Genomic DNA, 23,275 nt, shown 5'->3' on the forward strand with positions numbered 1-23,275 from the left:
CTATTTCAGTATTAATAGGACTAGTATGTACTTTGTCATATTTTTACATACTCACTTTGCTCCTTGCTTGATTTGAGGCTTATCTTGCTCAAAATAAAAAAGACACCCTTTAGGGTGTCTTTTTCTATATTGCCTATTTACTTGAGGAAGCCCTGTAAATTTTCTTGGTGATTAATCCTCACGGCATTCCGGATCATAATCGCTTAGCTTTCCTTCGTAGATCAGCTGCAATCGGTCGCTCTGCCGAAAATCGTCCGGTGTTACGAGCGCCGGCAGCTTGTTCCACAGCTTAATGCCGGATCTGTCTAGAATTTCCGCAACAAATTGCGAGCAGAAATAAGAGTTGCTGAATTCTACAGGCTCCTTTAGCGCGATGCCGACCACGCCCAGAATGTTATATAAATACTTATTGCGGCTGCGGATGAAAATATGCAGGACCCGCTTCATTTTCTCGACTTCACGCTCGGATACCTTGAGCTCATAAAGAACGCACGTCGTATTTGGATACTTGCTGAACGTGCCCGTCTTGATATCCTCCTTCACGAATCCCCCGTTGAGCGGATTATTCGGGCTCTTCCGCCCAAAGCTGTACAGCTCGGACAGCTCCCGGTTGAAGGATATAGATGCATGATTGTATGGGGCTCTCGTATACCCCTTGATCATCCTCGTAAAAAGCGTCCCGGTATTCGTAAGCAAAATAAAAACCGAACGATCATCTGCCATTTACGAAATTCCCCTTATCAAAAATGAGTTGTTCCTTCATAATAACATATGATCGCCCCCTGGTGGGTCTTACGTCATGACAAGATGGATGGTGAAGGGCAATGAACAGCTCGCTCATAACTTTAACCCTGATTTTTACTGCATTATTAGTCATTCAGGTTATCTATTATATCCTGAACAAAATACAGCCGGACAAAGATTACGGCGCCATCGGCTCCAAAATCAAAACCTGGTGGGGCATGTTCGTTATTTTTTGTCTGGCCACTCTATTTAATCCGGTCGTTTCGCTGCTGTCCCTCATGGTGCTTACCTTCTTCGCGCTGAAGGAGTATTTCTCCATGATCCGCTCCAGAAAAGCCGACCGCCGATTGTATCTTTGGGCTTACTTGTCCATCCCGGTACAGTTTTACTGGATCTACATCGAGTGGTATGGGATGTTCATTATCTTTATCCCGATCTATGTGTTCCTATTCCTGCCGCTCCCGCGGCTGATCAACAAAGGAACAGTCGGCTTCCTGCGCAGCGTCAGCTCCACCCAATGGGGTCTCATGCTGATGGTATTCGGGCTTAGCCACCTGGCCTATTTCCAGTTTGCCACGCCGGAGTATGGCGCAGGGCTTGTGTTGTTCCTGGTCGTGCTGACCCAGTTGAATGACGTGGCCCATCATGTGGCATCGCTGTATTTCGGCAAACGCAAAGTCGTTCCGACGGCCAATCCCTACCTGACCTGGGAAGGGTTTGCCTTCGCATTTCTGGTGACGACCGCAGCAGCCTATTTGATCCACCCCTACCTGACGCCGCTCGGCCCTGTGTTCGGAGTGTTCTCCGGCATGCTGATCAGCTTGAGCGGGTTCTTCGGCAGCTTAACGGTTTCGGTGCTGAAGCGGGATTTGCTCATCGGCGACGACAACAAGTTCGATGCGCTTAAAGAAAGCTACCTCAGCCGGGTTGATAGTCTAGCTTATACTTCACCGGTGATTTTCCACGTGATTCGTTACTTTTTTGATTTCATGTAGCCTGTTAAATATTCAATCTTACTTTGAATGCCGAGGAGTTGTTTGCTGTGGAATTCTATATCGTTGATGTATTTGCAGAACAAAAATATCAAGGCAACCCGCTCGCCGTACTGCTGCCGGACCGGGAACTGACCACGGAGGAGATGCAGCAGATCGCCAAAGAGATCAACTTCTCGGAAACGACCTTCATTATGTCAGGCAAACAGAGGGACGGGGGATACCCTGTGCGCATTTTTACCCCGGATGTGGAAATACCCTTTGCGGGACATCCTTCGCTTGGAACGGCCTTTGTCATTCATCACCGCCTTGATCCGGATAAGAGCAGGCATATTCTCCTGAATCTTGGCGTGGGCCAAATTCCCGTCTCCTTTGCCGAAGGATCAGACAACGAGTTATGGATGAAGCAGCAGCAGCCTATATTCGGGGAGGCTATCGCTCCTTCCGTGATCGCAGAGATACTCCAAATTTCTGTCGAGGACATCCAGACCGCCTACCCCATCCACGTATCCTCAACAGGGCTTCCATCCGTCATTGTCCCTTTAAAGACCCTGGATGCTGTGCGAAAATGCGAGGTTGACCCTAGGAAATATAAGGCCTTCCTCGAAAATATAGCGGATGCGAATCTGCTCGTGTTCTCCGAGGAGACCCTTCATGAGCAAAATGATTTGCATGTGCGGGTATTCGTCAATGACACGGGGTATTATGAAGATCCCGCTACCGGCAGTGCCAATGGGAATCTGGCAGGTTACCTGTTAAAGCACGAATGTTTGCAAAAGAGCGTAATTCAGCTTCGTATCGAGCAGGGGTACGCCGCGGGGCGTCCTTCCCTTCTGCACATAGATGCCTCTAAGAATGGTGATGCTTACGACATCAATATCGGCGGGCGGGTATTCTTTGTCGCCAAAGGCGAATGGCTGTAGCACCTCCGCCGCGAAGTGCGGCTATAGCAGGAAATGGAGGAGCCATGATCAAGCAAAGGAGGGTGATCTCGTGACCGAAGAAATTTATCCATCCGATAAGCAGCTGGCAGCAAGCGCAGCTGAAGGTGATTTTGAAGCATTCCGGGCGATTGTGGGCCGCTATTCCAAAGCCCTTCTATCTGTGGCCTACAGCATATTGGGAGATTACCACGAAGCCCAGGATGCCGTTCAAGAAACCTTTGTGAAATGCTATCAAAACTTACATAATTTAAAAGACCCCTCCAGGCTAGGCAGCTGGCTGTACTCCATCGCTTACCGAACAAGTCTTGATTTTACTAGAAAGAAACACAAACTCCTTCCTTTTGACGAGGCCACCGCCCCAAAATTGGACAACGTTCATTCCTGGCTGGACCAACACGCCGTTCAAGAATCGGTCTGGGCTGCCTTGCAAACATTAGAGGAAAAAAGCAAATCCGCTATCGTTCTTTATTACTTAAACCAATGGCCGATGAAAGACATCGCCCCATTTCTCGATTTATCCATAGCTGCTGTGGAAAGCCGTATTCGCCGGGCCCGGGAGGTGCTTAAACTCCATCTTGCCACTGATTTCGAGTCTTATTTCCGTCCATATCAGCGGGATCACCGTTTCGAACAAATGGTTTGCGAACAAGCTTTGAAACGGACAGGCCATTTCTATATTCCGGTCTCAAATAAAAAGCAAACAGCAAACTGGTTCTTCCACCACTTCCATCTAGAACGCAGCAGCCACGGAAATTTGCTGCTCGAATCCGGTCATGAACTATATTTATTGGAATCGGAGAGCCACTCGCCCAGAGAGATTCCCTTGCTAACCTTCTCCGTATCTGACGCTAAAGCATTATGGCTTAAACTCACAAGCAGCGGTGTGCAGACGGAGCCCATTGCGGCAGACGATCTATTCGGAAAGTCGTTTGTCTTCCATGACCCGGACGGGAACAAATTCAACGCTGTAGAAATTGTGTAAGATTGTATTTCTCTTGTGACGGATTTCATCTATATGCATCGTCTATTTACTGAAACTACAAAACAAGAGGTGAATAACGGATGGAACAACAGAAAATGCGGAAGCTAGAAAGCCGTAAGGCCGAGCAGAAGCCGATGCTCAAGAGGGTGCTCTGCAACTATTTGCCCGTATCCGATTTGGAGCTTGCAGCAAAATGGTATACGGAGATTTTCGGATTAGAGCTGAAGAGGCGCGACCCTGGCGGTGCGATTCTCGTCTTAGGAGATGGCCAGTGGCTGTTTTTGCTGGAGACGACAGAGAAAAGAACCGCTAATTTTGTCACCAGTCAATGGGACGGAAATGAAAAAACATATGAAATGTTCTCCTTAACCTTTGAAGTCGAGAACATTGTCGAACTCCACAAGAAGCTTCGGGACAACGGTGTCGAGGTTGAGCCCCTGATGGACCTTGACAGCTGCGGTCTGCAGTTTAAATTTAAAGACCCTGACGGCAACAAATTTAACGTATGGCAAGACCCCGCAACCGCATAATGAAATGAGCTGCTAGCAAAATGTTTGACCTCCAAACAGAAAGACAGTCCTCTACCTGATCGTGTAAGGGACTGTCTTTATTCTGTTTGTGACTATTCCAAATTAGCATGATTCCCGTACATCTTGTGGCCGCTAAGCTCCTGCTTGTCCATCAGCGCCAAAATAACGGCATCGCATGCCAGCAGCAGCAGCTGTTCAAATAATGAACCCATCGGCTGAACCGTTACTGTTGCTGGTCCATTGGTTTCTGCCTTGTCGGCTTGATCCTTCGGCGCCCCAGGCAGCTTCACCATGAAATCTGCCAGTCGGCCAAGGGTTGAATCTGGAGAGAGCGTCAGCACTCCTACCGCAGCTTCTAGGCTCCGCGCCTTTTCTGCCATAGGCACGAGCGATCGCGTCTCACCCGAGCCTGAACCGATCAAGAGCAGATCGTCTTTACCCAAGCTCCGGGTAACCGTCTCTCCCACGACATACACCTCTAATCCAAGGTGCATCAGCCGCATGGCGAAGGCCCGCATCATCAGCCCAGAACGGCCTGCCCCGGCTACAAAAATGCGTCCCGCCGATAGAATAGTTGCGGCCAACTGATCCAGCTGCTCTGCAGCGATTTCATTCGCAGCTTGGTCCAATTCGGACATGATCGCGGCCAGATTACGATGACTACTAGCATTGCTGACCATATTCACCACTACCCCTGCTTAATCAATTTCTGCATCTCAGCGGCTGCGGCGGCCAAGTCGGCTTGTCCGGTAATTCCTCCGCCTACAATGACCAAGTCAGGTTTAACGGCGATGACTTCTGGCAATGTGGCCAGCTTAATGCCGCCAGCAACGGCGACCTTGGCGTTCTTCACGACGGACTTGATCGTGCGAAGATCCTCGAAGGAGTTCTGTCCTTCCGCTTGAAGGTCATACCCCGTGTGGACGCAAATATAATCTACACCAAAGGCATCAATTTGCGCAGTCCGCTCCGCCAGATTCTTCACAGCGATCATGTCGACCAGGATTTGCTTGCCCTGCTTTTTCGCTTCCGCAACCGCTCCCTGGATACTCGCATCCTCGGCAACGCCCAGAATCGTTACGATATCTGCTCCCGCCTCAGCCGCCTTCATCACTTCATAACCTGCCGCATCCATGATCTTCAAATCCGCAAGCACAGTAACGTTAGGAAAGGCCTCTTTCAACGCCTTTACCGCATGCAGGCCTTCATTGATAATGATCGGGGTTCCGATCTCCACTATATCCACATACTGCTCCACTTGCTTGACGACTTCGATGGCCCCTGGAATACCGACCAGGTCCAAGGCTAGTTGTAATTTCATTTATGATTGCTCCTTTAAGGGTAAGTTTTAATACGACACCCCTTATTCTAAGCATTTCACCCATAAATAAAAGTACGCACTTTCATGTAACTAGTACCCATTTGGTAACCATGCCAAGCCCGTTTAGTCTGATTTTCGCAGTTCTTTTTCCTTCTCTAAATGCTTCTCTCCCCAACGAGACATCACATTCAGCAGTTCCTTCACGGTTAACCCGTATTCGGTCAAAGAATACTCGACCTTGGGCGGAACCTGGTCATACACTTTCCGATTGATGATGGCGTCTTCCTCTAATTCACGCAGCTGCTGCGTCAACATTTTTTGTGTAATTTGCGGCATTTCTCGTCTCAATTCTCCAAAGCGGTGCGTGCCTTCCGTCAGGTGGCATAGAATCACGGGCTTCCATTTCCCGCCGATTACCTTCAAGGTCAGCTCCACCGTTTCTTTAAAATGCTGGTCACCCAAAGCGAGTAACTCCTTTCCTGATGGATCTTAAAAGAGGATACCGCATTGTCATTTAGGAAGTAAAGCCGCCCCTCCTGCGGCGTTTGACGATTAACTCAGATACTCCCCTATTTTTAATAGGATATCCGCTCCTTGGTGGATATGCCGTTACTCTTCTAATTCGTGTACATAATGTAGAGTAAGTTGCTATTCATCAACACGGATAGGAGGAGCGATGTAATGGGATCTGAACAGAAGAACAAGGCAAAGCAGCAGGGGGTTTCCATCATTACCTGCACAAAGCGCCACAATTCTATAAACAACCTGTTTCAAAATTACATTCGGCAGCGCCATCCGAAAAAGGAACTTATCATTATTGTAAACAACGATAGCATACCGCTTGAGCCATATCAGCGTTTAGCCAAGAAAAACCCGAGCATCCGCGTCTACCGTATGGCTGGCCGCGAATCTCTCGGTGCTTGCCTAAATTATGCATTCAGTAAAACAAAGTACAGCTACATCGCCAAGTTCGATGATGACGACTATTACGCACCTTACTATTTAAAAGACAGCCTGCAGGCATTACAAAAAGCGAATGCGGATGTTGTAGGCAAGCGTGCCCACTATATGTACTTAAACGGTGCTAAAACTTTGATTCTGCGTTTTGACCAGGATGAGAATAGACCGGTCGCTAAACTTCCCGGCGCTACGCTGTTCATGAAAAGGAACGTGTTGAACAAAGTGCGGTTTCCCCATCAGAACGTAGGGGAGGACGATCTTTTTTGCCTCAGGAGCAAAAAGCAGGGGTACAAGGTCTACTCCGCAGGAAAATATAATTTTGTCGCCATCCGCCAAAAAAACTCAGCCAGCCATACCTGGATCATCAGCGATAAAAAGCTTCTCTCTCACCATAAAAGAATCCCCAATGTCCAAAATTACAAGAAGTTCGTGCAGCGTACGCCAAAGGATGCTCCATAATGGCCAAACTGGATATCTCCAGCCAGCCAAGCGCCGTTTCCATCATTACCTGTACCAAGCGGCAGTACTGCATGGACACGCTTCTGCGTAACTACAGCAGACAAAATTATCAGAATAAAGAGCTCATCATCATACTCAATCATAAAGATCTGAAAATGAACGAATATATTAAAGCAGCAAAGCCATATAAGAACGTAAGAATATACAGCCTGCCCAATCATTCGCTAGGCAGCTGCCTTAACTACGGAGTAAAGGTAGCCAGGTACGATCACATTGCTAAATTCGATGATGATGATTATTATGCTCCCGGCTATCTCAAAGACAGTATGCAAATTTTGCGCAAAACCAACGCCGATATTGTAGGCAAACGGGCCCATTACATGTACCTGAGCAGCAAAAAGGTGCTCCTTCATCGTTACTACAATATGGCCGAGAAATACGTTCCCCTTGTTCAGGGCGCAACCCTTGTCGTGAAACGACACGTGTTCAGCAAGGTCTCCTTCCCCAATCGAAACCGGGGGGAAAGTGTAAAGTTCTGTTCCAATAGCCAGGCTAAAGGCTTCAAAATTTATGCCGGCAATCCCTACAACTTTGTTGCGTATCGCAGGAAGAATTCGAAAGACCATACTTGGATCGTAAGCGACAGCAATCTTCTGGCCAGCAAAGTAAAGGTACTGAAAGTCAGGGACCCCGAAAAATTCGTGAGCCGAAGATAAACTCCTACCTCCTTCTACGCTAAAGAACGACCACCCCTGCTTCTAAGGGATGGTCGTTTCTTAAGTGAAAGAGACTCTCGGATCATCATCGCCCAAGATACCATGTAGGTGATCAAACCTGAAGGTAAGGCTCCCATATCTTCCTCAGTTGGGCCGCCCCTTCCTCTATTCGCTGCCCTGCAATTCCTCCGAAGCCGATCAGAAAACATTTCCTCTTCTCACGTTCACAGGCAGCCTGATCCGAATAGAAAGCGGATGCCGATGCCACACGGATACCGCCGGATTTCGCCGCTTGAATCATTTCCTGCTCAGAAGCTTTGGCGTCGAGCGCCAAAATCAGATGAAATCCCGCATGTGGATTAAGGACCTCCCCGCAATCGTGAAACTGGTTCTGAAGGGCCTCGGCGAGCTCCAGGTTCTTTTTACGGTAAAGACTTCTCATTTTACGAACATGCCTCTCGAAATACCCCTGCTTCATAAGCTTCTCCAGCGTGCGCTGATACACCCGGGAAGAGGATTGCTCGAACAGCAGTCCTCTTCTCAATTGCATGTAGGGAGCCAGTAACGATTCAGGAAGCACCATGTAATGGATACACATATCAGGGGCAAGTATTTGGGAGAACCCCCCTACATAGATTACATTCGCATCAGGCGCCAAGCCTTGGAGCGCAGGTACCGGCTGCCCTATATAGCGAAGCTCTCCGCCGTAATCGTCCTCTATAATATAGCCCTCCTGCTCCTTGGCCCACTTCAGCAGTTCCATTCTTTCGTTAACCGGCATTACCCTGCCCCCGGGAAACTGATGGGAAGGAGCGACGGCCACGATCCGAGCGGATGCCTGCAGCAATCGGGAAATATCTATCCCCTTGTCTGCTTCAGTTGCGGTCAAGACAGCAAAACCCTCAGCCTGGAACGTAAGGGCGATCAGCGGATAGCACGGGTCTTCTACAGCTACAGCTGGGGAGATTCCCTTAAGCAGGATGGCCAGATAATGGAGAAGCAGATGCTGCTCCGCGCCAATGACAATCTGCTCCTTGCGGCACACGACACCGCGAATCCGGAACAGGTAAGCGGCAAGCTCCTCGCGCAATCCAGCCTCGCCTTGCGGATCTCCGTAGAAGAGCAGCTCCTCGTATTCCTCTCGAAGCGTCTGCATCAGGAGCCTCTTCCAATGGGAAATCGGAAAGCCTGCAAAGTCGTTTTTAGCCAGATGAAAATCATAGGCATACGTCTCTCCCTTAGAGTAATCCTTCTCAGGAATTCTGGAAGCGGTATTAGGATCAGACATTGTAAACCTTCCATATGAATCGGGCAGAGCGGCAACATAGAACCCTTGTCTGGGGCGGCTCACCATGAATCCTTCCGCTATCAGCTGCTGGTAAGCAGCTTCTACGGGAGTCGTACTAATGCATAGCTGCTTCGCTTGTTCCCTGATAGAAGGCAGGCGATCGTTGGCCTGGAGCCTTCCTGCTACAATATCCTGCTTGATGGCTTCATAAACGGTCATATAAACCGGTAATTTAGAAAAAGGCGTTGAATCTGTACGGTTCCTCATCTGCCTCTCCTGTCCTCTAAAAATAATACAATCTGTATATTTTTAAGTATACAGATTGGTGGTAAATTGGGGTAGAGTCAAAACGAAGGAGATATGAACCATGAAACCCGTACGCTTTCTCGAAGGAAAAAATATATATTTACGGCCGATCGAGGTATCCGATGCCAATTGGTATTTCACTACGCTGTACCATCACGAGACAAGGAAACTCACTGGGACACAGAAGCACTATACCCAGGAACAAATTGCCCGCTACATTGAAGGAAAAGCCCAGGACAGCTCGTCCGTACTGCTGGTCATTGCCGCCGTGAGTGACGATACTCCCATTGGAGATATTGCGATTCAAGATATAGATACGATCAATCGCAATGCCAACATCCGCATCGCTATTCCTGACAGCAGTAATCAAGGAAAAGGTTACGGGACCGAAGCCATCCGTCTCATGCTGGATTACGGCTTCGGCATCCTCAACCTTCACCGGATCGAGCTGAACGTGTTCTCTTACAATGAGCGTGCCATGCAGGTCTATGAAGGAATCGGCTTCAAGAAAGAAGGGGTTCAGCGAGAAGCTTTATTCTACAACCATCAGTATTATGACTCCATTCTCATGAGTATTCTAGAGGATGAATACCGATCCCTATACTGTAAATAAGGATAATTAAGGAGAGCCATTCTACAAGGATTGGAGCTCCTTTTTTATAGGCACACATATTTCGCAAAAATGACCATTAACCAAATCGCCAGTGTATTTTTCTAAAATCGGTTTGTTGTCTAGTTGAAGTCCCATGCGGTGTATGGCTGGAACAATTTCTGCCCATGCTCTTTGAATATCCTCTGCTGTATGTTTGATTCTAAACACCGCATAATCTCCGCCGTCAAGTTTACTTTCACAGACGAAATCATCCATCTGGTCCTCTTCTGTAATGGTAATACATGCATCATATCTGCATTGCTCAGGAGGCGTGATTTGAGGGTTGTCTTGTGGAATTCCGAATAATACAGCTGATTCAGTGAGTAGTCCTTTCTCCCTTGCCCAACTCTTTAGCTCCTCCATGGCCTGAACGTTGGCAGGACCATAAGGGCCAATTTGCCGTACATACGCCAGGCGATAACTGGGGAGGGTCTCAACTCTAACATCCATAGCTCGATCTTCCTTTCTTATGTGTTGTTTTCTACATTCTGGATGCTATCATGGTATAAAATATTATTCATTAGTTTTTTTCGAAAATAGATAATAAGCTGTCCGTTCCCGAAGGAATGGCCAGCTTATTTATTTTCCAGAAGCTCTACGAACTTTGTTGCCGCCGGGGATAATGGCACGCTTTTTATATTGCAAACGCCGATGCTTCTCCTTGGAATTTTCTCTTGCAATTGAACCTCGGTCAGCCATCCCTTCGCTAAATATTCCTGGGAGAACTCTTGCGTCACGCACGCGATTCCAAGATTAATTCTGGCAAACTCCAGCAATAAATCATGCGAGCCCAATTCAAACTCCGGCGCAATTTTGATCCCTTTAGAGATCATGTAATCTTCCACATATTTTCGGGAATTCGATTTCGGTTCTAGAAATATGAGCGGCAGCTTCACCAATTCATGAAGGCTGACTGGCCGTGATAAAGCTTCCGCAAATCTCTCTCCATAAACAAACGTATCCTGGATATCAATGCAATGCCGCACTTCTAATGTGGAATCCTCGATCGGGAGGTTGCAAATGGATATATCCACTTCGCCCGATTTTAGAGTCGAACAAAGTTCTAAAGTCGTACCATTCACAATAGTAAATTTAATATTGGGATATTTATTGTGGAAAGCTTCCAAGTAGGGAAGCAAAAAATATCTGGAGATCGTATCCCCTACGCCGATTTTCAATTCCCCAGCCGTCAGGTTCTGAAATTCCAATATCTTCTCTTCACCTGTTTGCAGCAGGTTCATGGCCGAATTTACGTATTCAAACAGAAGGCTGCCCTCATTGGTCAATGATGCCCCTTTGGGCGTTCGATTAAAAAGCCGCGTGTTCAAATCCTTCTCCAATTGCATGATCGCCTGGCTAACCGCCGGCTGCGTCATATACAGTTCTTTGGCCGCTTTGGAAAAGCTATTGCATTTCGCAACCTTGCTAAAAATTTTGTAGAGATCCAGCTTGCTTATCACATAAACACCTCTTATACCCTCTATTCGATATATTAATTTAACTTATACCACTAGACTGATGTATATTACAAGTAGATGGTTAGATAATGTAAAACAGACTTTATCATCCTAAGGAGCTGAATGTAATTTGGAAAGAGTCGTTGGAACTGTTGCTAGAGGCCTTCGTTGCCCGATTATCAAACGAGGGGATCACATAGAGGATATCGTGGTAGACAGCGTGTTAAAGGCTGCCGAAGTTGAAGGCTTTCAAATCCGGGATCAAGATATTGTGTCCATTACGGAGTCCATCGTCGCTCGTGCCCAGGGCAATTATGCGACAGTGGATCATATCGCCAAAGATGTCTATGCTAAGTTCGGTGACGAAACGGTTGGCGTGATCTTCCCGATTCTAAGCCGCAATCGGTTTGCCGTCTGCCTTCGCGGTATTGCCAAAGGCGTTAAAAAGATCGTATTAATGCTAAGCTATCCCTCCGATGAGGTGGGCAACCACTTGGTCGATCTCGACCTGCTCGATGAAAAGGGCGTTAATCCTTGGACGGATGTGCTGACGGAAGCCCAATTCCGCGAGCTCTTTGGCTATAAAAAGCATACGTTTACAGGCATCGATTACATTGATTACTATAAAACATTAGTGGAAGAACAGGGAACGGAATGCGAGGTTATTTTCTCCAATAACCCAAAAACGATCCTCAACTATACCAAACATGTTCTGACCTGCGATATCCATTCCCGTGTCAGAACGGCAAGAATCCTGAAGGCGGGTGGCGGAGAGAAAATCTACAGCCTGGATAACATCCTGGCGGAATCCATTGATCATAGCGGGTATAATGAACATTATGGTCTTCTGGGATCGAATAAGTCTACAGAGGACGAAATCAAGCTCTTCCCGCGCAACTGCCAGCAAACCGTCGATAAAATCCAGCAAATTTTCAAAGAAAAGACGGGTAAAAATGTGGAAGTCATGATTTATGGAGACGGTGCATTCAAGGACCCTGTCGGGAAAATATGGGAGCTGGCGGATCCGGTTGTGTCGCCCGCTTATACGTCTGGACTTGAAGGAACGCCCAATGAAATCAAGCTGAAATATCTTGCGGATAATAACTTTGCAGATTTAAGCGGCGCCGAGCTTACACAAGCCATTTCCGAATACATCAGCAATAAAAATGACGATCTCGTGGGATCGATGGAAGCCCAAGGTACTACGCCTAGAAAGCTGACTGACCTTATCGGCTCTTTGTCTGATTTGACTTCGGGAAGCGGAGACAAAGGCACGCCCATCGTCTTTATCCAGGGCTATTTCGACAACTTTACGAAATAATCATGGCCTAAATCGAAGATTCTAAACCAAAAGAGAGACCACCTTGGAGCTGGTGATCTCTCTTTTTTTGTTATGCATGCATTTCGACAGGAAGGTCTTCACTGCCAAGTCCAAGCGACCGCGCTGTTGAAGTATGAATGTCCTGAATAAGCTCCGTGTTTGCTAATAGCGATGTTCCGTAGGAAGGAATCATCTCTTTGATCTTCGGCTCCCAAGCCTCCATATATTCCGGGAAGCATTTGCTGATGACCTCAAGCATCACGGAAACCGCGGTTGAGGCACCTGGTGAAGCACCGAGTAATGCGGCAATCGAGCCATCAGCAGCGGTAATCACTTCAGTACCAAATTGCAGTGTTCCTTTGCCGGCATCCGTATCCTTGATTACTTGCACACGTTGACCAGCTATAACCAAATCCCAATCCTCGCTTTTTGCGTTCGGGATAAATTCCCGCAGTTCTTCCATGCGTTTTTCTTTGGACAACATCACTTGCTGGATCAGGTATTTCGTCAGTGGAACGTTCTTGACCCCTGCTGCCAGCATCGTGACCAGATTATTCGGCTTTACGGACGTAATCAAATCGAACATGGAACCGGATTTTAGGAACTTCGGTGAAAAGCCCGCAAACGGTCCAAATAACAACGATTTCTTGTTGTCGATAAATCTTGTATCAAGATGCGGAACGGACATAGGAGGAGCTCCTACCTTAGCTTTGCCGTATACCTTGGCATGATGCTGTTCTACCACTTCCGGATCATTGCATACCATGAAAAGTCCGCTTACCGGGAACCCTCCGATATGTTTTCCTTCCGGAATACCGGATTTCTGCAGCAAGTGCAGACTTCCTCCCCCTCCGCCAATAAAGACAAACTTCGCAGTATGGCGTTCGATGCTGCCGGTATCGACATTCCGTACCTTCAATTCCCACAAGCCGTCGCTAGTACGCTTAATATTGTCTACGCTATGTTTATATTTTATATCAACGCCCTGACTCTTTAAGTGCCCGAACAATATGCGCGTTAAAGCCCCAAAATTGACATCCGTCCCCGACTCGATTCTTGTCGCCGCTATAGGCTCGCTGACTGGGCGGTCCTTCATCATTAGCGGAATCCATTCCATCAATTTCTCGGGATCATCGGAGAACTCCATTTCCCGAAACAGAGGATTGGTTGATAGCGCTTTAAAACGCTTCTTCAGAAACGAGACATCCTTCTCCCCCTGCACAAAACTCATATGAGGGATCGGGGCGATAAAGTCCCGCGGATTGCGGATTAGATTGCTGTTTACAAGGTAAGACCAAAACTGCATGGACACTTGAAACTGTTCATTAATTTTGATAGCTTTGCTAATATCTACAGATCCGTCCGATCTCTCGGTGGTGTAGTTAAGCTCGCACAGCGCCGCATGCCCTGTCCCCGCATTATTCCATTCGTTAGAGCTTTCCTCTCCTGCATTGGCAAGCTTCTCAAACACTGTAATTTCCCAGTCCGGTACTAATTCCTTCAGCAGTGTCCCTAAAGTTGCACTCATAATCCCGGCACCAATTAAGATAACATCTGTACTTGTTTGTCTGTTACTCATTTTTACCGTCCTTATACCCTAAGATTTGCAGAAAGGATGTAGGCGCTCCTGCGCAGGCGTTCCGCATGCCAGTGCGGAAACTAGTCACACACCTTTTCTGGATCGATTTTTTACAATTTCTTTACCTGATCCTAGTGTATCAATAATACTGATAGATTAAAATATTTATTTAGTATAAATATGATAATTTTAATCGATAGTTTGCCTTAATGTTATGGTTACCTCAGTTCCTTCTCCCGGCTTACTTTGCACCTGGATCAAGCCGTTATGCAAATCGATTATTTTTTTGACGATGGATAGACCTAGGCCGCTGCCCCCGAAATTGCGGTTCCTTGATGGGTCTGCTTTATAGAATCTCTCAAATATGTGCATCAAAGCTTCTTTATCCATGCCAATTCCAGTATCTTGAATTTTTATAATAAGAAGGTTATCGGACGCTTTCAGCGCTTCAACTCTGATGGTTCCATCTCTTGGTGTGAATTTAATACTATTATGGAGCAGGTTCATCCATACTTGTTCCATCAGATCCTTATTGGCAGTGACAGTTAATTCCTCAAGAACAATATCCATATGGATCTGCTTCTCAGCCCATTGCGGTTCAATGGCAAGAATGCTTCGGCGAAGCTGGCGGTCTAATCGATAGTTTTGTTGGTCAAAAAGGAATTTGTCAGACTCTAGCGAGGTGAGCTTCAGTAAATTTTCACTCAATTTCGAAAGCCTGCTGCTTTCCATTTCTATAATTTCTAAGTAATGCTTACGTTCATCAGGACCTAACTCTTCATTCTTTAAAGCATGGGCAAACCCGCTAATCGAAGTTAGCGGGGACTGGATTTCATGCGAGACATTTGAAATAAATTCTTGCCGCATTTCCTCCATTGCACTGAGTTTGCCTGCCATATCCCTAATACTCTCAACAATCCTGGAATAGGGGTGGCCTCGTCCCTGGTGTTGATTTCTATAATATGAGAGATCGATATTAAAGTTTCCTTCGGCCATCATTTTCATGGCCTGAAGGATCGGATGCAAAAATTGTTCTTGCCGGCTTTTTACCCATTTGATATTCGCTACAATAGCCATGCAAAAGCCAAATAGAAAAAATCCCAATAACGAGTTGATTAGCTGTCTGACATAGTCGGCAGGAACATAATGAATCCTATCAAACAGCCAAGATGTAACCCAGTAGGCACAGGACCAAAATAACAGCAAGGTTAATATGAGTGCCAAAAAACCTGAAATTCGCTTTATTATTTCCAGCAGCTTCAAGGGGTGACCTCCAAACGATAACCGAGTCCACGGATTGTTGTAATTTTAAAGGGGCAATCTTCGTAAGAGAAACGTTGCCGCAATCGTTTGATGTGAACATCAACCGTTCGCTCATCCCCCTCATAGTCAAATCCCCAAATATCCTCAATCAATTGCTCCCGTGAAAAAGTTTGCTGCGGATGTGTTGCCAGCTTAAACAGCAGCTCAAATTCTTTCAGCGGCAAGGTGAACTCCTTGCTCCCCATAAAAATTCTATAGGAAGCACGGTCAATCAAGACATCCCCGATTTCAATCCGATTGGATACGGTAATTTTATGGCGCTTGAGTAATGTTTTAACCCGAGCAACGAGCTCTGCCGGAGCAAAGGGTTTAACCATATAATCATCCGTTCCGAGATCAAATCCTTTCACTTTCTGAGCTGTCTCTCCTTTTGCCGTTAACATTAAAATGGGCAGTATACTGGAATAATAGGTTCGTATTTCACGGCAAAATGTCCAGCCGTCCATATTGGGCATCATGATATCAAGAATAATCAGATCGACTTTGTCCTTATCGAGCAAGGATAATGCTGCCTCTCCATCCGCTGCTTCCAGAGCCGATAAGCCTTCTCTGGAGAGAAGAACGCGAATCAATTCACGGATGTGAGGATCATCATCTACAATTAATATCGTTGTCACGGTATTCATTCCTCATTTATGATTTAAATAAAGAGTATCCCTAGTTGGCATTTGCTGTCAAAGCCTATCAGCTAAGTCTGGCGCATATAGGCACGTACGGTGAGCGGTGCGAAGATGGCCACAATAACCGCGGCGCCTATGAGAGAGATCGTCAAATCCGAACTAACGGCTCCCGAGTTGGTAAGCTCCCGGATGGCCGTAACGAGGTGCGAGATCGGATTAATCTTTACAAACCATTGCAGCCAGCCAGGCATCGTCTCAGCCGGCACAAAAGCATTGGAGACAAAGGTGAGCGGGAACAGTACAATCATCGAAATGCCCTGAACGCTTGATGCAGTACGCGCAATCACGCCAAAGAAGGCAAAAATCCAACTGATTGCCCAAGCACACGCAATGACGAGTAGTGCGGCAATGACGACACTTCCTAAGCCTCCCTCAGGCCGGTAGCCCATGATATAGCCCATAGTAAAGGTAAGCACAGTTGCAATGGTATAGCGGATGGTATCCGCCAAAAGAGCGCCCGCTAACGGGGCAATTCGGGCAATAGGCAGTGACTTGAATCGGTCGAATACACCTTTATCCATATCCTCACGCAATTGAACGCCAGTGACAACGGAGGTTGTAATCACAGTCTGCACAAGGATTCCAGGAATAATAACCGGTAAATAGCTTAGTACATCTCCTGAAATAGCTCCGCCAAAAATGTAAGTGAACATCAAGGTGAAGATAATGGGTTGAATCGTAACATCAAACAATTGCTCGGGGGTGCGCCGAATTTTTAAAAGTCCCCGGTAAGCCATGATTAAGGAATTTCTTACAGCTTGGCCGAAGCTGGTTCTGTTTCGTAATTGACGTGCGGCAACTGGTGTTATTGAAGTATTTTTCATACGCTTACCTCGCTTTCTTTTTCCGATTGATTTGCAGCCATTGCTGCATTCTCCTTATCACCCTGACCCGTAATCGTTAAAAAGACTTCATCTAGGGTAGGTTTCTGTACGCTTAACTCCGCTAATTGGATTCCCGCTTCGCGAAGGGCGATCAGCAGATCAGTGACCCGGTCGGCATCCCCCATCGGGGCAACAATTCTTCCGCCTTCCGATGAGACCGATGACCTTACCTCTAGGATTCGGTCAATCCTTTGACGAGCCTCTGGAATGTCCTGCGGATTTATAATGCTCAAATGCAAGGATGAGGTGCCTATGGAGGCCTTTAGTTCATTTACGGTTCCCTCAGCAACAACACGGCCATGATCGATCACCGCAATCCGGTCAGCCAGTTCATCTGCTTCTTGCAGATATTGTGTGGTTAACAGTACAGTTGAGCCCACCTTTACCAGCCGGCGGATCGTTTCCCACATCTGATTGCGTGTGCGCGGATCCAGCCCCGTAGTCGGTTCATCTAAAAAAATCAGCGGCGGCTGTGCAATAAGGCTTGCTGCCAAATCCAGCCTGCGGCGCATCCCGCCTGAGAAATTTTTTAAGGGACGCTTTGCGGCTTCCGTTAAACTAAATTCCTCTAGCAGCTCTGCTGCCTTTCGCTTTGCCTCAGAACGGCTCAGCCCTAACAATTGGGAGAAGATAATCAGATTCTCAGTAGCACTGAGAGACTCATCTACCGAGGCATACTGACCGGTCACTCCAACCAATTGGCGCACAATTTGCGCCTCCTTCACCACATCGTATCCGAAAATCCGTGCCGAACCTTCGTCCGGCCGCAGTAATGTTGCTAACATTCGGATTGTGGTCGTCTTCCCTGCTCCATTTGGACCAAGCACCCCATAAATGGAACCGGCAGGAACCTTCAGATCTACCCTGTCCACCGCACGATTGCCGCCAAAGTTTTTAACCAATCCTTGCGCTTCAACGGCCCAATCGCCCTTAACTGCCAAGGATTTCTTAACTTGATGATTACTCAATGCAAATCCTCCCTTTCCTGTGTGTATTGCTGAATACATTCGGATGATAAAGAGGTTTTATGAACTGAATATGAACTAAGGCGACCTTCTGGGTCGCCTTAGTTCATATTATTCTATTCGCCTATTTACTCATGATGTTGTTCTAAAGTCCTTTCAACCAGCCCATAATGGCAGCTACTGATTCCATATATCTCTGCCCTATAAGCACGCCGGTATGCGTTGTATCCCAAAGACCCTTATACTCAGCACGGAGATGCTCCGCTGTCACCCTGCCCCGGCGGTCGTCATCATCACAGCTTACTGCCTTGATAACCAGGCATGGGCAAGAAATGGCGCTGCTGTCTATGGATATGCCCTTTGATTCGGCCGAAAAAGCAAAAGCGTTATATGCCTTGGACGATTCCATCGCCAGGTATTTCCTTTGGAATGCAATGTCCTCTGCCGATTCATCTATGCTTGAATGTTCTTCACGGGCTGGGGCTGGCATTACGATAGCAGCTGTCAAAGGCTCTAAGTGTTCGTAGGGCACTGTTTCGTGAACTTCTTGGCTTATGACGGAATCGATCAGCACCAGCCCGGCAAGCTCAAAGGTCTCAGCTAATTTCTGTCCCAGAATTCCCCCCATACTGAATCCGACAAGAATCGGCGCAGCTCCGCACTCTTCGACAACCTCATGAATAACCTCCCTGATATCCTCCAAATAATCCTCAAAAGTAATTTGGGTCATATCCATGAGTCTGCTTTTGTAGTGGCTTCTCAAGTTCATGACATAGCAGGTCCATCCTTCCCGGGTAAAGTGAGGAATGTACTTGCTCCACATCCAGCTGCCTGTAAAGGCACCATGTACAAAAAGTAGCGGGGGGCTGTTCTTCGCAGCTTTGGAGAGGTTTTCCCCCTCGAATATCTCTAGAAATAAATCGTTCTCCCCAATGTATTTCTCCACATGATCAGGCAATTTTTTCGTAAAATCTCTCATGATCATCTCCTCCTCGTCTCATTTAATTTGATATCAAACTATTTATTGAAAAAAATTTAGAAATTGCCGTAAATCCGTTTTAAAATGTGAAGCAGGTCCTCTTTTTCTTTATCGGAAATGTCCGAATAAAACACATCCAACAACTCCTGCGAAATGGATTCAAAGATCGGCTCCAGCTCTCTCCCCTTCCCGGTTAAAGCAACATAAACAACCCTTGTATCTTCTGCGTCCCTTTCCTTTGTCACATATCCAAGCCGGACCAGCTTATCAACCAGCGCCGTTACTGTTGACTTATCTTTATTAATCCTCCTGGATATGTCCGCCATCGTAAGTCGGGGCGCCCTGAATAGGGCATAGATGATATCGCCATGCGAAGTGGCAATACCCTCAATCCCGTACTTCACCATCTCCGATACAATAAACCGGTTAACTTTCTCTCTGATTTTAGAAATTAATGAAATGACGTCTCTGTTTTCCATAATCGCATTATAGTTTGATGTCAAATTAATTGCAAGATTTAATCTGCTTATAGACGCCAGGCCATGCGCACTTCCTCCCGGATGAATAACCTGGCTAATAACGCTATAAAGGAAAAGAGGCTGCCTATGGCAAATTCCTATTCCCAAAAAAGAATCCGCAAAATTGTCCGCCGCTTCGGCCTGATTCCGTTGAGATCAGAGCCAGTTGCGTCATTTTACCGGAAAAATGCCATTATCCGAGTACAGACGAACAGCGGAACCTATGCGATGAAGCCCTTTTATCGAAGTTTATTACTTCGTTCGAGTACAATTGAACAAATAGAAACAACTGCGGGCTATATACAATTCCTGATGAACAACGGCTTCAGCAATATGCCAAAATGGCTTAATAGTAATGACGGAAGGCCATGGATTTTAAACCAAGGAAGGCCTTTCTATGTTACTGCATGGATACACGGAAGGAAATTGGAGAATCCAGAAGATTTCGAAAAACTTGGCCGGGCTCTTTTCTCTTTGCATAGCACATCCAGCCGCTTCTTTTCCATGAATAGCCCCTTCTTTGATCATATCCGATTATGGAAAAACCGGGATCGTCTCTTACGCAGCCGAATGGCAATAGCAAACCAAACCAATCTAAGGATCCGCCGATGGCTCAAAAGGTTTGGAGAATCCTGCATCCAGTTTTCGGATCGGACTTGGACTGAATTAAAGACCCCGGAGATTGCAAACCTCTTGAAGAGGGAAATGGTCCATCCCGCACTGATACACAACGATATTACTGCACATAACGTCATTATTTCCAATGACGGCCAGCTTTTTATCATCGATTGGGATCACATGAAATTAGGCTCTATCTATGTCGACCTAGCGACCACCCTTATGAACACAACTCAGTTTAATCCCGTTTTCATGCATTCGTTGTTAAGAGGGTATGAAGAACTCGGTCCTCTAAACCGCATCGAGCGAAAATTGATTTCTGCCTTGTACCGGTTACCTCGGGAAGCTTGGCATATTGCCCGGTTCCCTAATCGCCCAAGAAGCCGCAACATGCTGGATATTATGGAACAAACATGGCTTTTGCGGTTAAGGGGGATGGATGTCTTGGATGAATGGGTAAACTCAGGCCCCAATTAAATGAATTATAACTGAAACTCTAATTGAAAATCTCTTGGGTCATTCTCATATAATTCCTTATTTATTTCTACAGCCTCTTTACAACCAATCGCAAAATAAAATGCAATTGTCTCCTCGGCAGAGCCCGCACAAATATATATTTTATCTGCTTGCCACTCTCTGGCTACTTCTGAAATTTTTAAAAGTAGTTTTTTACCAATTCCTTTATTTCTATGCTCTAATGATATAAATAGTTGGTCTAATAAAACGTAGTTATAATTTTCACCAAAGAACTTACGATTTATTGTTGCGAAACCTATTAATTTGTTGCTTTCATCAAAAGCGCCTATCGCTTCGCCATCACTTAATACAGTTGCTTTCAAACTATTGAAGTGGTGTTCGTAACCATTAGGCCAATCAGAATCTTGATAATTAACTTCGACTAACTGGCGTTTTCCGTTTACTTCTCTCCATGCTCTTTTTATGAATTGGGATGGATTCATATCATTTATTAATTCACACTCTTCGACCACTAACTTCCTATACGTTACATTGAACATCAGTTACCTCCAATTTAGACAAATACTATCTCTAAATAAACACATCAGCGACTTCCAAGATTATACATGTAAAAAAAGGGAATGGCGACCAATTTGGTCGCCACTTTGAACTAGGTGTCATTTAAACTGTATGCCAAAAACTTTGACAATTTTAAGTTGTCTGGTCCTCTACAATCTCTTGCACCTCTTGCAAATGCTCCTTCGCCAGCTCTAATCTTTCTTTATATTGCTGAACGGTATCCATGTGTTCATTGTGCTGCTCTGCATTGAAGAGTGCATTTTCTGCGTGGGATATTGAATTAACCGCATGCTCAACCGTAGGTTCCCCTGGGTGCGACATCGCTTGCCTCACTGAACGATCCGCCTTTTGAACAGAGTTGCTCAGCAACGTGTTTGGATGATCCTGTTTCCAGCTTGTGTCTGAATGCTTAGCCAATGATGTACCATCCCTTCTGCCATTGAGATCATAATTATCAGGCATAGTATTGGGAATTGTCCCGGAATTATACATTGGTGAACAAGCTAACACAATTACAGCGGCGTGTAGAAATTTTGAGTATAATATGGAACCTCATTTATGAATTTAACTCCAACTCCAAGCGTTGTATAGCCACTAGTCAACATATTATTCCTGTGCCCGGGCGAATTTAGCCAGCTGTAATGAGCATCGATGGCATTTATATGACCGCCTGCAATATTTTCACCTGTTGCCTTAAATTTGGTTAAGCCTTGAGCGGCCATTCGGTCGCCAGGTGATTTGCCATCAGGATTAGTATGGGCAAAAAAATCCCGTACCCCCATATCCTCGCTATGCAGGCGAGCGGCAACAGCAGCCTTCTCATTCCAGGTCAGGGGCTTCAAGCCTTTACTTACACGAAAGGTATTCGTCAAATCAAACACTTGAAGCTCATATGCCTTTAATGTATCCTCAGTAACGTTAATACTGTATACATCATCGAAATTGCTATTATTGGTTACAAATATCCCATCAACTCGTCCATTCTCTTGATCATCTGTGAACAGCGTTATTTCAATGTCATCCATTTGATAGTAGACAACATTATAAGAGCTGCCGACACTTTCTCCCCATAATTTGTCCGCTCTAGATCTCAAATCGGCAAGTCCTGTTCCCTTACCCTCGCCGCCAAAGCGCCAGCCTGCCCCGTTAGAAAATAAGGCAACAACCTCTTGATTCATAATTCCGACTTGAGCATATTTCTTCAAGTCCCGGTTATAGATATACCATGTCATATCACTGCTTATTTTATCTTTACGATTCGGCTGCCCTAACGCCGCAATGACGTCAGCTTCAGAATCGCCGATTTGTACGCCTTGAAGCTCGATGGCAGATGGCGCCAATGCCTCCTGCTGAATTACGTTTTCATCCTCTTTGGCAGAGGCATCCTCTACCCGTTCCCCCTGTTTCAAGCGAAAGAAGAAGGTCTGCGCTTCTGCACGAGTTAGAGTGTCATTCGGAGCAAATCCCTCGACGCCTGATCCATTCTTACCTTCAGCAAAACCCTCATCTAACATGAATTGGACGGCTTCGGTCACCGTGAAGGTTGTACCCATCATTCCCGTCATCAATTGTGCTGCATGTCCACGTGTAATTGACTCATTGGGCTGTTGTTTTACCTGTAAATTCAACTCTTTTGCCAGCCTATAGTAAGGCGCATGCCATACCTCACCGGCCTTTGCAGCTTCTATTTGCAATTCAGGGTATGTACGCAAAAGCATGACTAAAAATTCAGCCTCAGTAACTGATTTGGAGGGCTTAAATGATCCATCCGGATAACCACTCGCTATCCCCTGATCCTTCGACCACATTATTTTCTCATAGGCCCAGTGCGAGCTAGGCACATCTGCAAACATCGACGGGGCAGCCCCAATCCCCTTAGGCACTCCGATCCACACTGCTGCCGCTATGCCTGCGACACCAGCTATCTTTAACCAACGATTTTTTCCCACAGCTATCTCCCCTTAAACTCATGATGTTCTTCTAACGCAACCCTTCATAGTTCGACAAAATAAATTAAAATCC

At 46.3% G+C, this 23,275-nt stretch carries 26 protein-coding genes; 9 read left to right on the forward strand and 17 right to left on the reverse strand.

All coding sequences use genetic code 11. From position 1 onward, the window contains the following. Positions 1-171 precede the first annotated feature (171 nt). Positions 172-723 (reverse strand): hypothetical protein, encoded by a 552-nt coding sequence (locus tag MKX50_RS24335; protein WP_213591504.1) that lies wholly within the window; start codon positions 721-723, stop codon positions 172-174. Positions 724-824: 101 nt separating this feature from the next. Between MKX50_RS24335 and MKX50_RS24340 the strand changes: the two genes are divergently transcribed. From MKX50_RS24340 to MKX50_RS24355, 4 genes are all read left to right on the forward strand, one after another. Further along, complete coding sequence (locus tag MKX50_RS24340) at positions 825-1,739, forward strand: phosphatidate cytidylyltransferase (RefSeq protein ID WP_213591506.1); 915 nt, start codon at positions 825-827, stop codon at positions 1,737-1,739. Between the two features lie 47 nt (positions 1,740-1,786). Next, positions 1,787-2,659 (forward strand): PhzF family phenazine biosynthesis protein, encoded by an 873-nt coding sequence (locus MKX50_RS24345; protein ID WP_213591508.1) that lies wholly within the window; start codon positions 1,787-1,789, stop codon positions 2,657-2,659. A 70-nt stretch (positions 2,660-2,729) separates the two neighbouring features. After that, positions 2,730-3,662: a sigma-70 family RNA polymerase sigma factor gene (locus tag MKX50_RS24350; RefSeq protein WP_339157999.1), complete on the forward strand. Its 933-nt coding sequence runs from the start codon at positions 2,730-2,732 to the stop codon at positions 3,660-3,662. An 80-nt stretch (positions 3,663-3,742) separates the two neighbouring features. Continuing rightward, the gene (locus MKX50_RS24355; protein ID WP_339158000.1) at positions 3,743-4,192 is read left to right on the forward strand and encodes a VOC family protein; all 450 of its coding nucleotides are present in this window, start codon (positions 3,743-3,745) and stop codon (positions 4,190-4,192) included. 92 nt (positions 4,193-4,284) lie between these two features. Here the strand turns inward: MKX50_RS24355 and hxlB are convergent, their stop codons facing one another. From hxlB to MKX50_RS24370, 3 genes are all read right to left on the reverse strand, one after another. Next, entirely contained in the window at positions 4,285-4,872 is a 588-nt protein-coding gene (gene hxlB, locus MKX50_RS24360; protein WP_339160249.1) for a 6-phospho-3-hexuloisomerase, read from the reverse strand. Between the two features lie 8 nt (positions 4,873-4,880). Continuing rightward, positions 4,881-5,513, reverse strand: a complete 633-nt coding sequence (hxlA, locus tag MKX50_RS24365) for a 3-hexulose-6-phosphate synthase (protein WP_213591514.1) — start codon at positions 5,511-5,513, stop codon at positions 4,881-4,883. A 123-nt stretch (positions 5,514-5,636) separates the two neighbouring features. After that, positions 5,637-5,975 carry a helix-turn-helix domain-containing protein gene (locus MKX50_RS24370; RefSeq protein ID WP_213591516.1) on the reverse strand — a complete coding sequence of 113 codons (339 nt, stop codon included), beginning with the start codon at positions 5,973-5,975 and terminating at the stop codon, positions 5,637-5,639. A gap of 219 nt (positions 5,976-6,194) precedes the next feature. Here MKX50_RS24370 and MKX50_RS24375 point away from each other — a divergent pair, with 219 nt between their 5' ends. Next, complete coding sequence (locus MKX50_RS24375) at positions 6,195-6,932, forward strand: glycosyltransferase (RefSeq protein WP_339158001.1); 738 nt, start codon at positions 6,195-6,197, stop codon at positions 6,930-6,932. Continuing rightward, positions 6,932-7,648 (forward strand): glycosyltransferase family A protein, encoded by a 717-nt coding sequence (locus tag MKX50_RS24380; RefSeq protein ID WP_213591521.1) that lies wholly within the window; start codon positions 6,932-6,934, stop codon positions 7,646-7,648. The genes MKX50_RS24375 and MKX50_RS24380 overlap by 1 nt, the downstream gene beginning before the upstream one ends. A 112-nt stretch (positions 7,649-7,760) precedes the next feature. Here the strand turns inward: MKX50_RS24380 and MKX50_RS24385 are convergent, their stop codons facing one another. Beyond that, positions 7,761-9,203, reverse strand: coding sequence for a PLP-dependent aminotransferase family protein (locus MKX50_RS24385; protein ID WP_339158002.1), 1,443 nt, complete (start codon positions 9,201-9,203; stop codon positions 7,761-7,763). A gap of 100 nt (positions 9,204-9,303) precedes the next feature. Here MKX50_RS24385 and MKX50_RS24390 point away from each other — a divergent pair, with 100 nt between their 5' ends. Continuing rightward, complete coding sequence (locus MKX50_RS24390; protein WP_213591525.1) at positions 9,304-9,855, forward strand: GNAT family protein; 552 nt, start codon at positions 9,304-9,306, stop codon at positions 9,853-9,855. Positions 9,856-9,876: 21 nt separating this feature from the next. Here MKX50_RS24390 and MKX50_RS24395 read toward each other — a convergent pair whose 3' ends face one another. Both MKX50_RS24395 and MKX50_RS24400 read right to left on the reverse strand, forming a co-directional pair. After that, positions 9,877-10,344 (reverse strand): GyrI-like domain-containing protein, encoded by a 468-nt coding sequence (locus MKX50_RS24395; protein WP_213591527.1) that lies wholly within the window; start codon positions 10,342-10,344, stop codon positions 9,877-9,879. Between the two features lie 125 nt (positions 10,345-10,469). Next, positions 10,470-11,354, reverse strand: a complete 885-nt coding sequence (locus MKX50_RS24400) for a LysR family transcriptional regulator (protein ID WP_339158003.1) — start codon at positions 11,352-11,354, stop codon at positions 10,470-10,472. A 127-nt stretch (positions 11,355-11,481) separates the two neighbouring features. Between MKX50_RS24400 and MKX50_RS24405 the strand changes: the two genes are divergently transcribed. Beyond that, positions 11,482-12,672, forward strand: a complete 1,191-nt coding sequence (locus tag MKX50_RS24405; RefSeq protein ID WP_339158004.1) for a coenzyme F420-0:L-glutamate ligase — start codon at positions 11,482-11,484, stop codon at positions 12,670-12,672. 70 nt (positions 12,673-12,742) lie between these two features. Here MKX50_RS24405 and MKX50_RS24410 read toward each other — a convergent pair whose 3' ends face one another. The 7 genes from MKX50_RS24410 to MKX50_RS24440 form a co-directional block, all read right to left on the reverse strand. After that, positions 12,743-14,251, reverse strand: a complete 1,509-nt coding sequence (locus tag MKX50_RS24410) for a malate:quinone oxidoreductase (protein WP_339158005.1) — start codon at positions 14,249-14,251, stop codon at positions 12,743-12,745. Positions 14,252-14,440: 189 nt separating this feature from the next. Next, positions 14,441-15,514 (reverse strand): HAMP domain-containing sensor histidine kinase, encoded by a 1,074-nt coding sequence (locus MKX50_RS24415; RefSeq protein WP_339158006.1) that lies wholly within the window; start codon positions 15,512-15,514, stop codon positions 14,441-14,443. Beyond that, positions 15,511-16,191 (reverse strand): response regulator transcription factor, encoded by a 681-nt coding sequence (locus tag MKX50_RS24420; RefSeq protein ID WP_339158007.1) that lies wholly within the window; start codon positions 16,189-16,191, stop codon positions 15,511-15,513. The genes MKX50_RS24415 and MKX50_RS24420 overlap by 4 nt, the downstream gene beginning before the upstream one ends. 71 nt (positions 16,192-16,262) lie before the next feature. Further along, positions 16,263-17,078, reverse strand: coding sequence for an ABC transporter permease (locus tag MKX50_RS24425; protein ID WP_213591539.1), 816 nt, complete (start codon positions 17,076-17,078; stop codon positions 16,263-16,265). After that, positions 17,075-18,106 carry an ATP-binding cassette domain-containing protein gene (locus MKX50_RS24430; RefSeq protein ID WP_213591541.1) on the reverse strand — a complete coding sequence of 344 codons (1,032 nt, stop codon included), beginning with the start codon at positions 18,104-18,106 and terminating at the stop codon, positions 17,075-17,077. Before MKX50_RS24430 ends, MKX50_RS24425 begins: the two co-directional genes overlap by 4 nt. A gap of 142 nt (positions 18,107-18,248) precedes the next feature. After that, positions 18,249-19,082 (reverse strand): alpha/beta hydrolase family protein, encoded by an 834-nt coding sequence (locus tag MKX50_RS24435; RefSeq protein WP_339158008.1) that lies wholly within the window; start codon positions 19,080-19,082, stop codon positions 18,249-18,251. A 56-nt stretch (positions 19,083-19,138) separates the two neighbouring features. Then, the gene (locus tag MKX50_RS24440) at positions 19,139-19,708 is read right to left on the reverse strand and encodes a MarR family transcriptional regulator (RefSeq protein ID WP_339158009.1); all 570 of its coding nucleotides are present in this window, start codon (positions 19,706-19,708) and stop codon (positions 19,139-19,141) included. On the opposite strand from MKX50_RS24440, the gene MKX50_RS24445 reads away from it, so the two are divergent. Further along, on the forward strand, positions 19,688-20,695 hold the full coding sequence (locus MKX50_RS24445; RefSeq protein WP_339158010.1) for a phosphotransferase: 1,008 nt from the start codon (positions 19,688-19,690) through the stop codon (positions 20,693-20,695). The genes MKX50_RS24440 and MKX50_RS24445 overlap by 21 nt on opposite strands. A 5-nt stretch (positions 20,696-20,700) precedes the next feature. Here the strand turns inward: MKX50_RS24445 and MKX50_RS24450 are convergent, their stop codons facing one another. The 3 genes from MKX50_RS24450 to MKX50_RS24460 form a co-directional block, all read right to left on the reverse strand. Further along, positions 20,701-21,234, reverse strand: a complete 534-nt coding sequence (locus MKX50_RS24450; RefSeq protein ID WP_213591550.1) for a GNAT family N-acetyltransferase — start codon at positions 21,232-21,234, stop codon at positions 20,701-20,703. Positions 21,235-21,385: 151 nt separating this feature from the next. After that, the gene (locus MKX50_RS24455; protein ID WP_339158011.1) at positions 21,386-21,670 is read right to left on the reverse strand and encodes a hypothetical protein; all 285 of its coding nucleotides are present in this window, start codon (positions 21,668-21,670) and stop codon (positions 21,386-21,388) included. Between the two features lie 95 nt (positions 21,671-21,765). Then, a complete protein-coding gene (locus tag MKX50_RS24460; protein ID WP_339158012.1) occupies positions 21,766-23,202 on the reverse strand; it encodes a CAP domain-containing protein in 1,437 nt (478 codons plus the stop codon). Between the last annotated feature and the right edge of the window lie 73 nt (positions 23,203-23,275).

It is taken from the genome of Paenibacillus sp. FSL W8-0186 (genome assembly GCF_037969765.1).
In the GTDB taxonomy this organism is placed as follows: Bacteria; Bacillota; Bacilli; order Paenibacillales; family Paenibacillaceae; genus Fontibacillus; species Fontibacillus woosongensis.

Excerpts from the sequence above, each read along its gene's own strand:
- MKX50_RS24335 (WP_213591504.1), bottom strand. The coding sequence starts at position 723 with ATGGCAGATGATCGTTCGGTTTTTATTTTGCTTACGAATACCGGGACG.
- MKX50_RS24340 (WP_213591506.1), top strand. The coding sequence starts at position 825 with ATGAACAGCTCGCTCATAACTTTAACCCTGATTTTTACTGCATTATTA.
- MKX50_RS24355 (WP_339158000.1), top strand. The coding sequence starts at position 3,743 with ATGGAACAACAGAAAATGCGGAAGCTAGAAAGCCGTAAGGCCGAGCAG.
- hxlB (WP_339160249.1), bottom strand. The coding sequence starts at position 4,872 with ATGGTCAGCAATGCTAGTAGTCATCGTAATCTGGCCGCGATCATGTCC.
- hxlA (WP_213591514.1), bottom strand. The coding sequence starts at position 5,513 with ATGAAATTACAACTAGCCTTGGACCTGGTCGGTATTCCAGGGGCCATC.
- MKX50_RS24375 (WP_339158001.1), top strand. The coding sequence starts at position 6,195 with ATGGGATCTGAACAGAAGAACAAGGCAAAGCAGCAGGGGGTTTCCATC.
- MKX50_RS24380 (WP_213591521.1), top strand. The coding sequence starts at position 6,932 with ATGGCCAAACTGGATATCTCCAGCCAGCCAAGCGCCGTTTCCATCATT.
- MKX50_RS24385 (WP_339158002.1), bottom strand. The coding sequence starts at position 9,203 with ATGAGGAACCGTACAGATTCAACGCCTTTTTCTAAATTACCGGTTTAT.
- MKX50_RS24390 (WP_213591525.1), top strand. The coding sequence starts at position 9,304 with ATGAAACCCGTACGCTTTCTCGAAGGAAAAAATATATATTTACGGCCG.
- MKX50_RS24395 (WP_213591527.1), bottom strand. The coding sequence starts at position 10,344 with ATGGATGTTAGAGTTGAGACCCTCCCCAGTTATCGCCTGGCGTATGTA.
- MKX50_RS24410 (WP_339158005.1), bottom strand. The coding sequence starts at position 14,251 with ATGAGTAACAGACAAACAAGTACAGATGTTATCTTAATTGGTGCCGGG.
- MKX50_RS24425 (WP_213591539.1), bottom strand. The coding sequence starts at position 17,078 with ATGAAAAATACTTCAATAACACCAGTTGCCGCACGTCAATTACGAAAC.
- MKX50_RS24435 (WP_339158008.1), bottom strand. The coding sequence starts at position 19,082 with ATGAGAGATTTTACGAAAAAATTGCCTGATCATGTGGAGAAATACATT.
- MKX50_RS24445 (WP_339158010.1), top strand. The coding sequence starts at position 19,688 with ATGGCAAATTCCTATTCCCAAAAAAGAATCCGCAAAATTGTCCGCCGC.
- MKX50_RS24450 (WP_213591550.1), bottom strand. The coding sequence starts at position 21,234 with ATGTTCAATGTAACGTATAGGAAGTTAGTGGTCGAAGAGTGTGAATTA.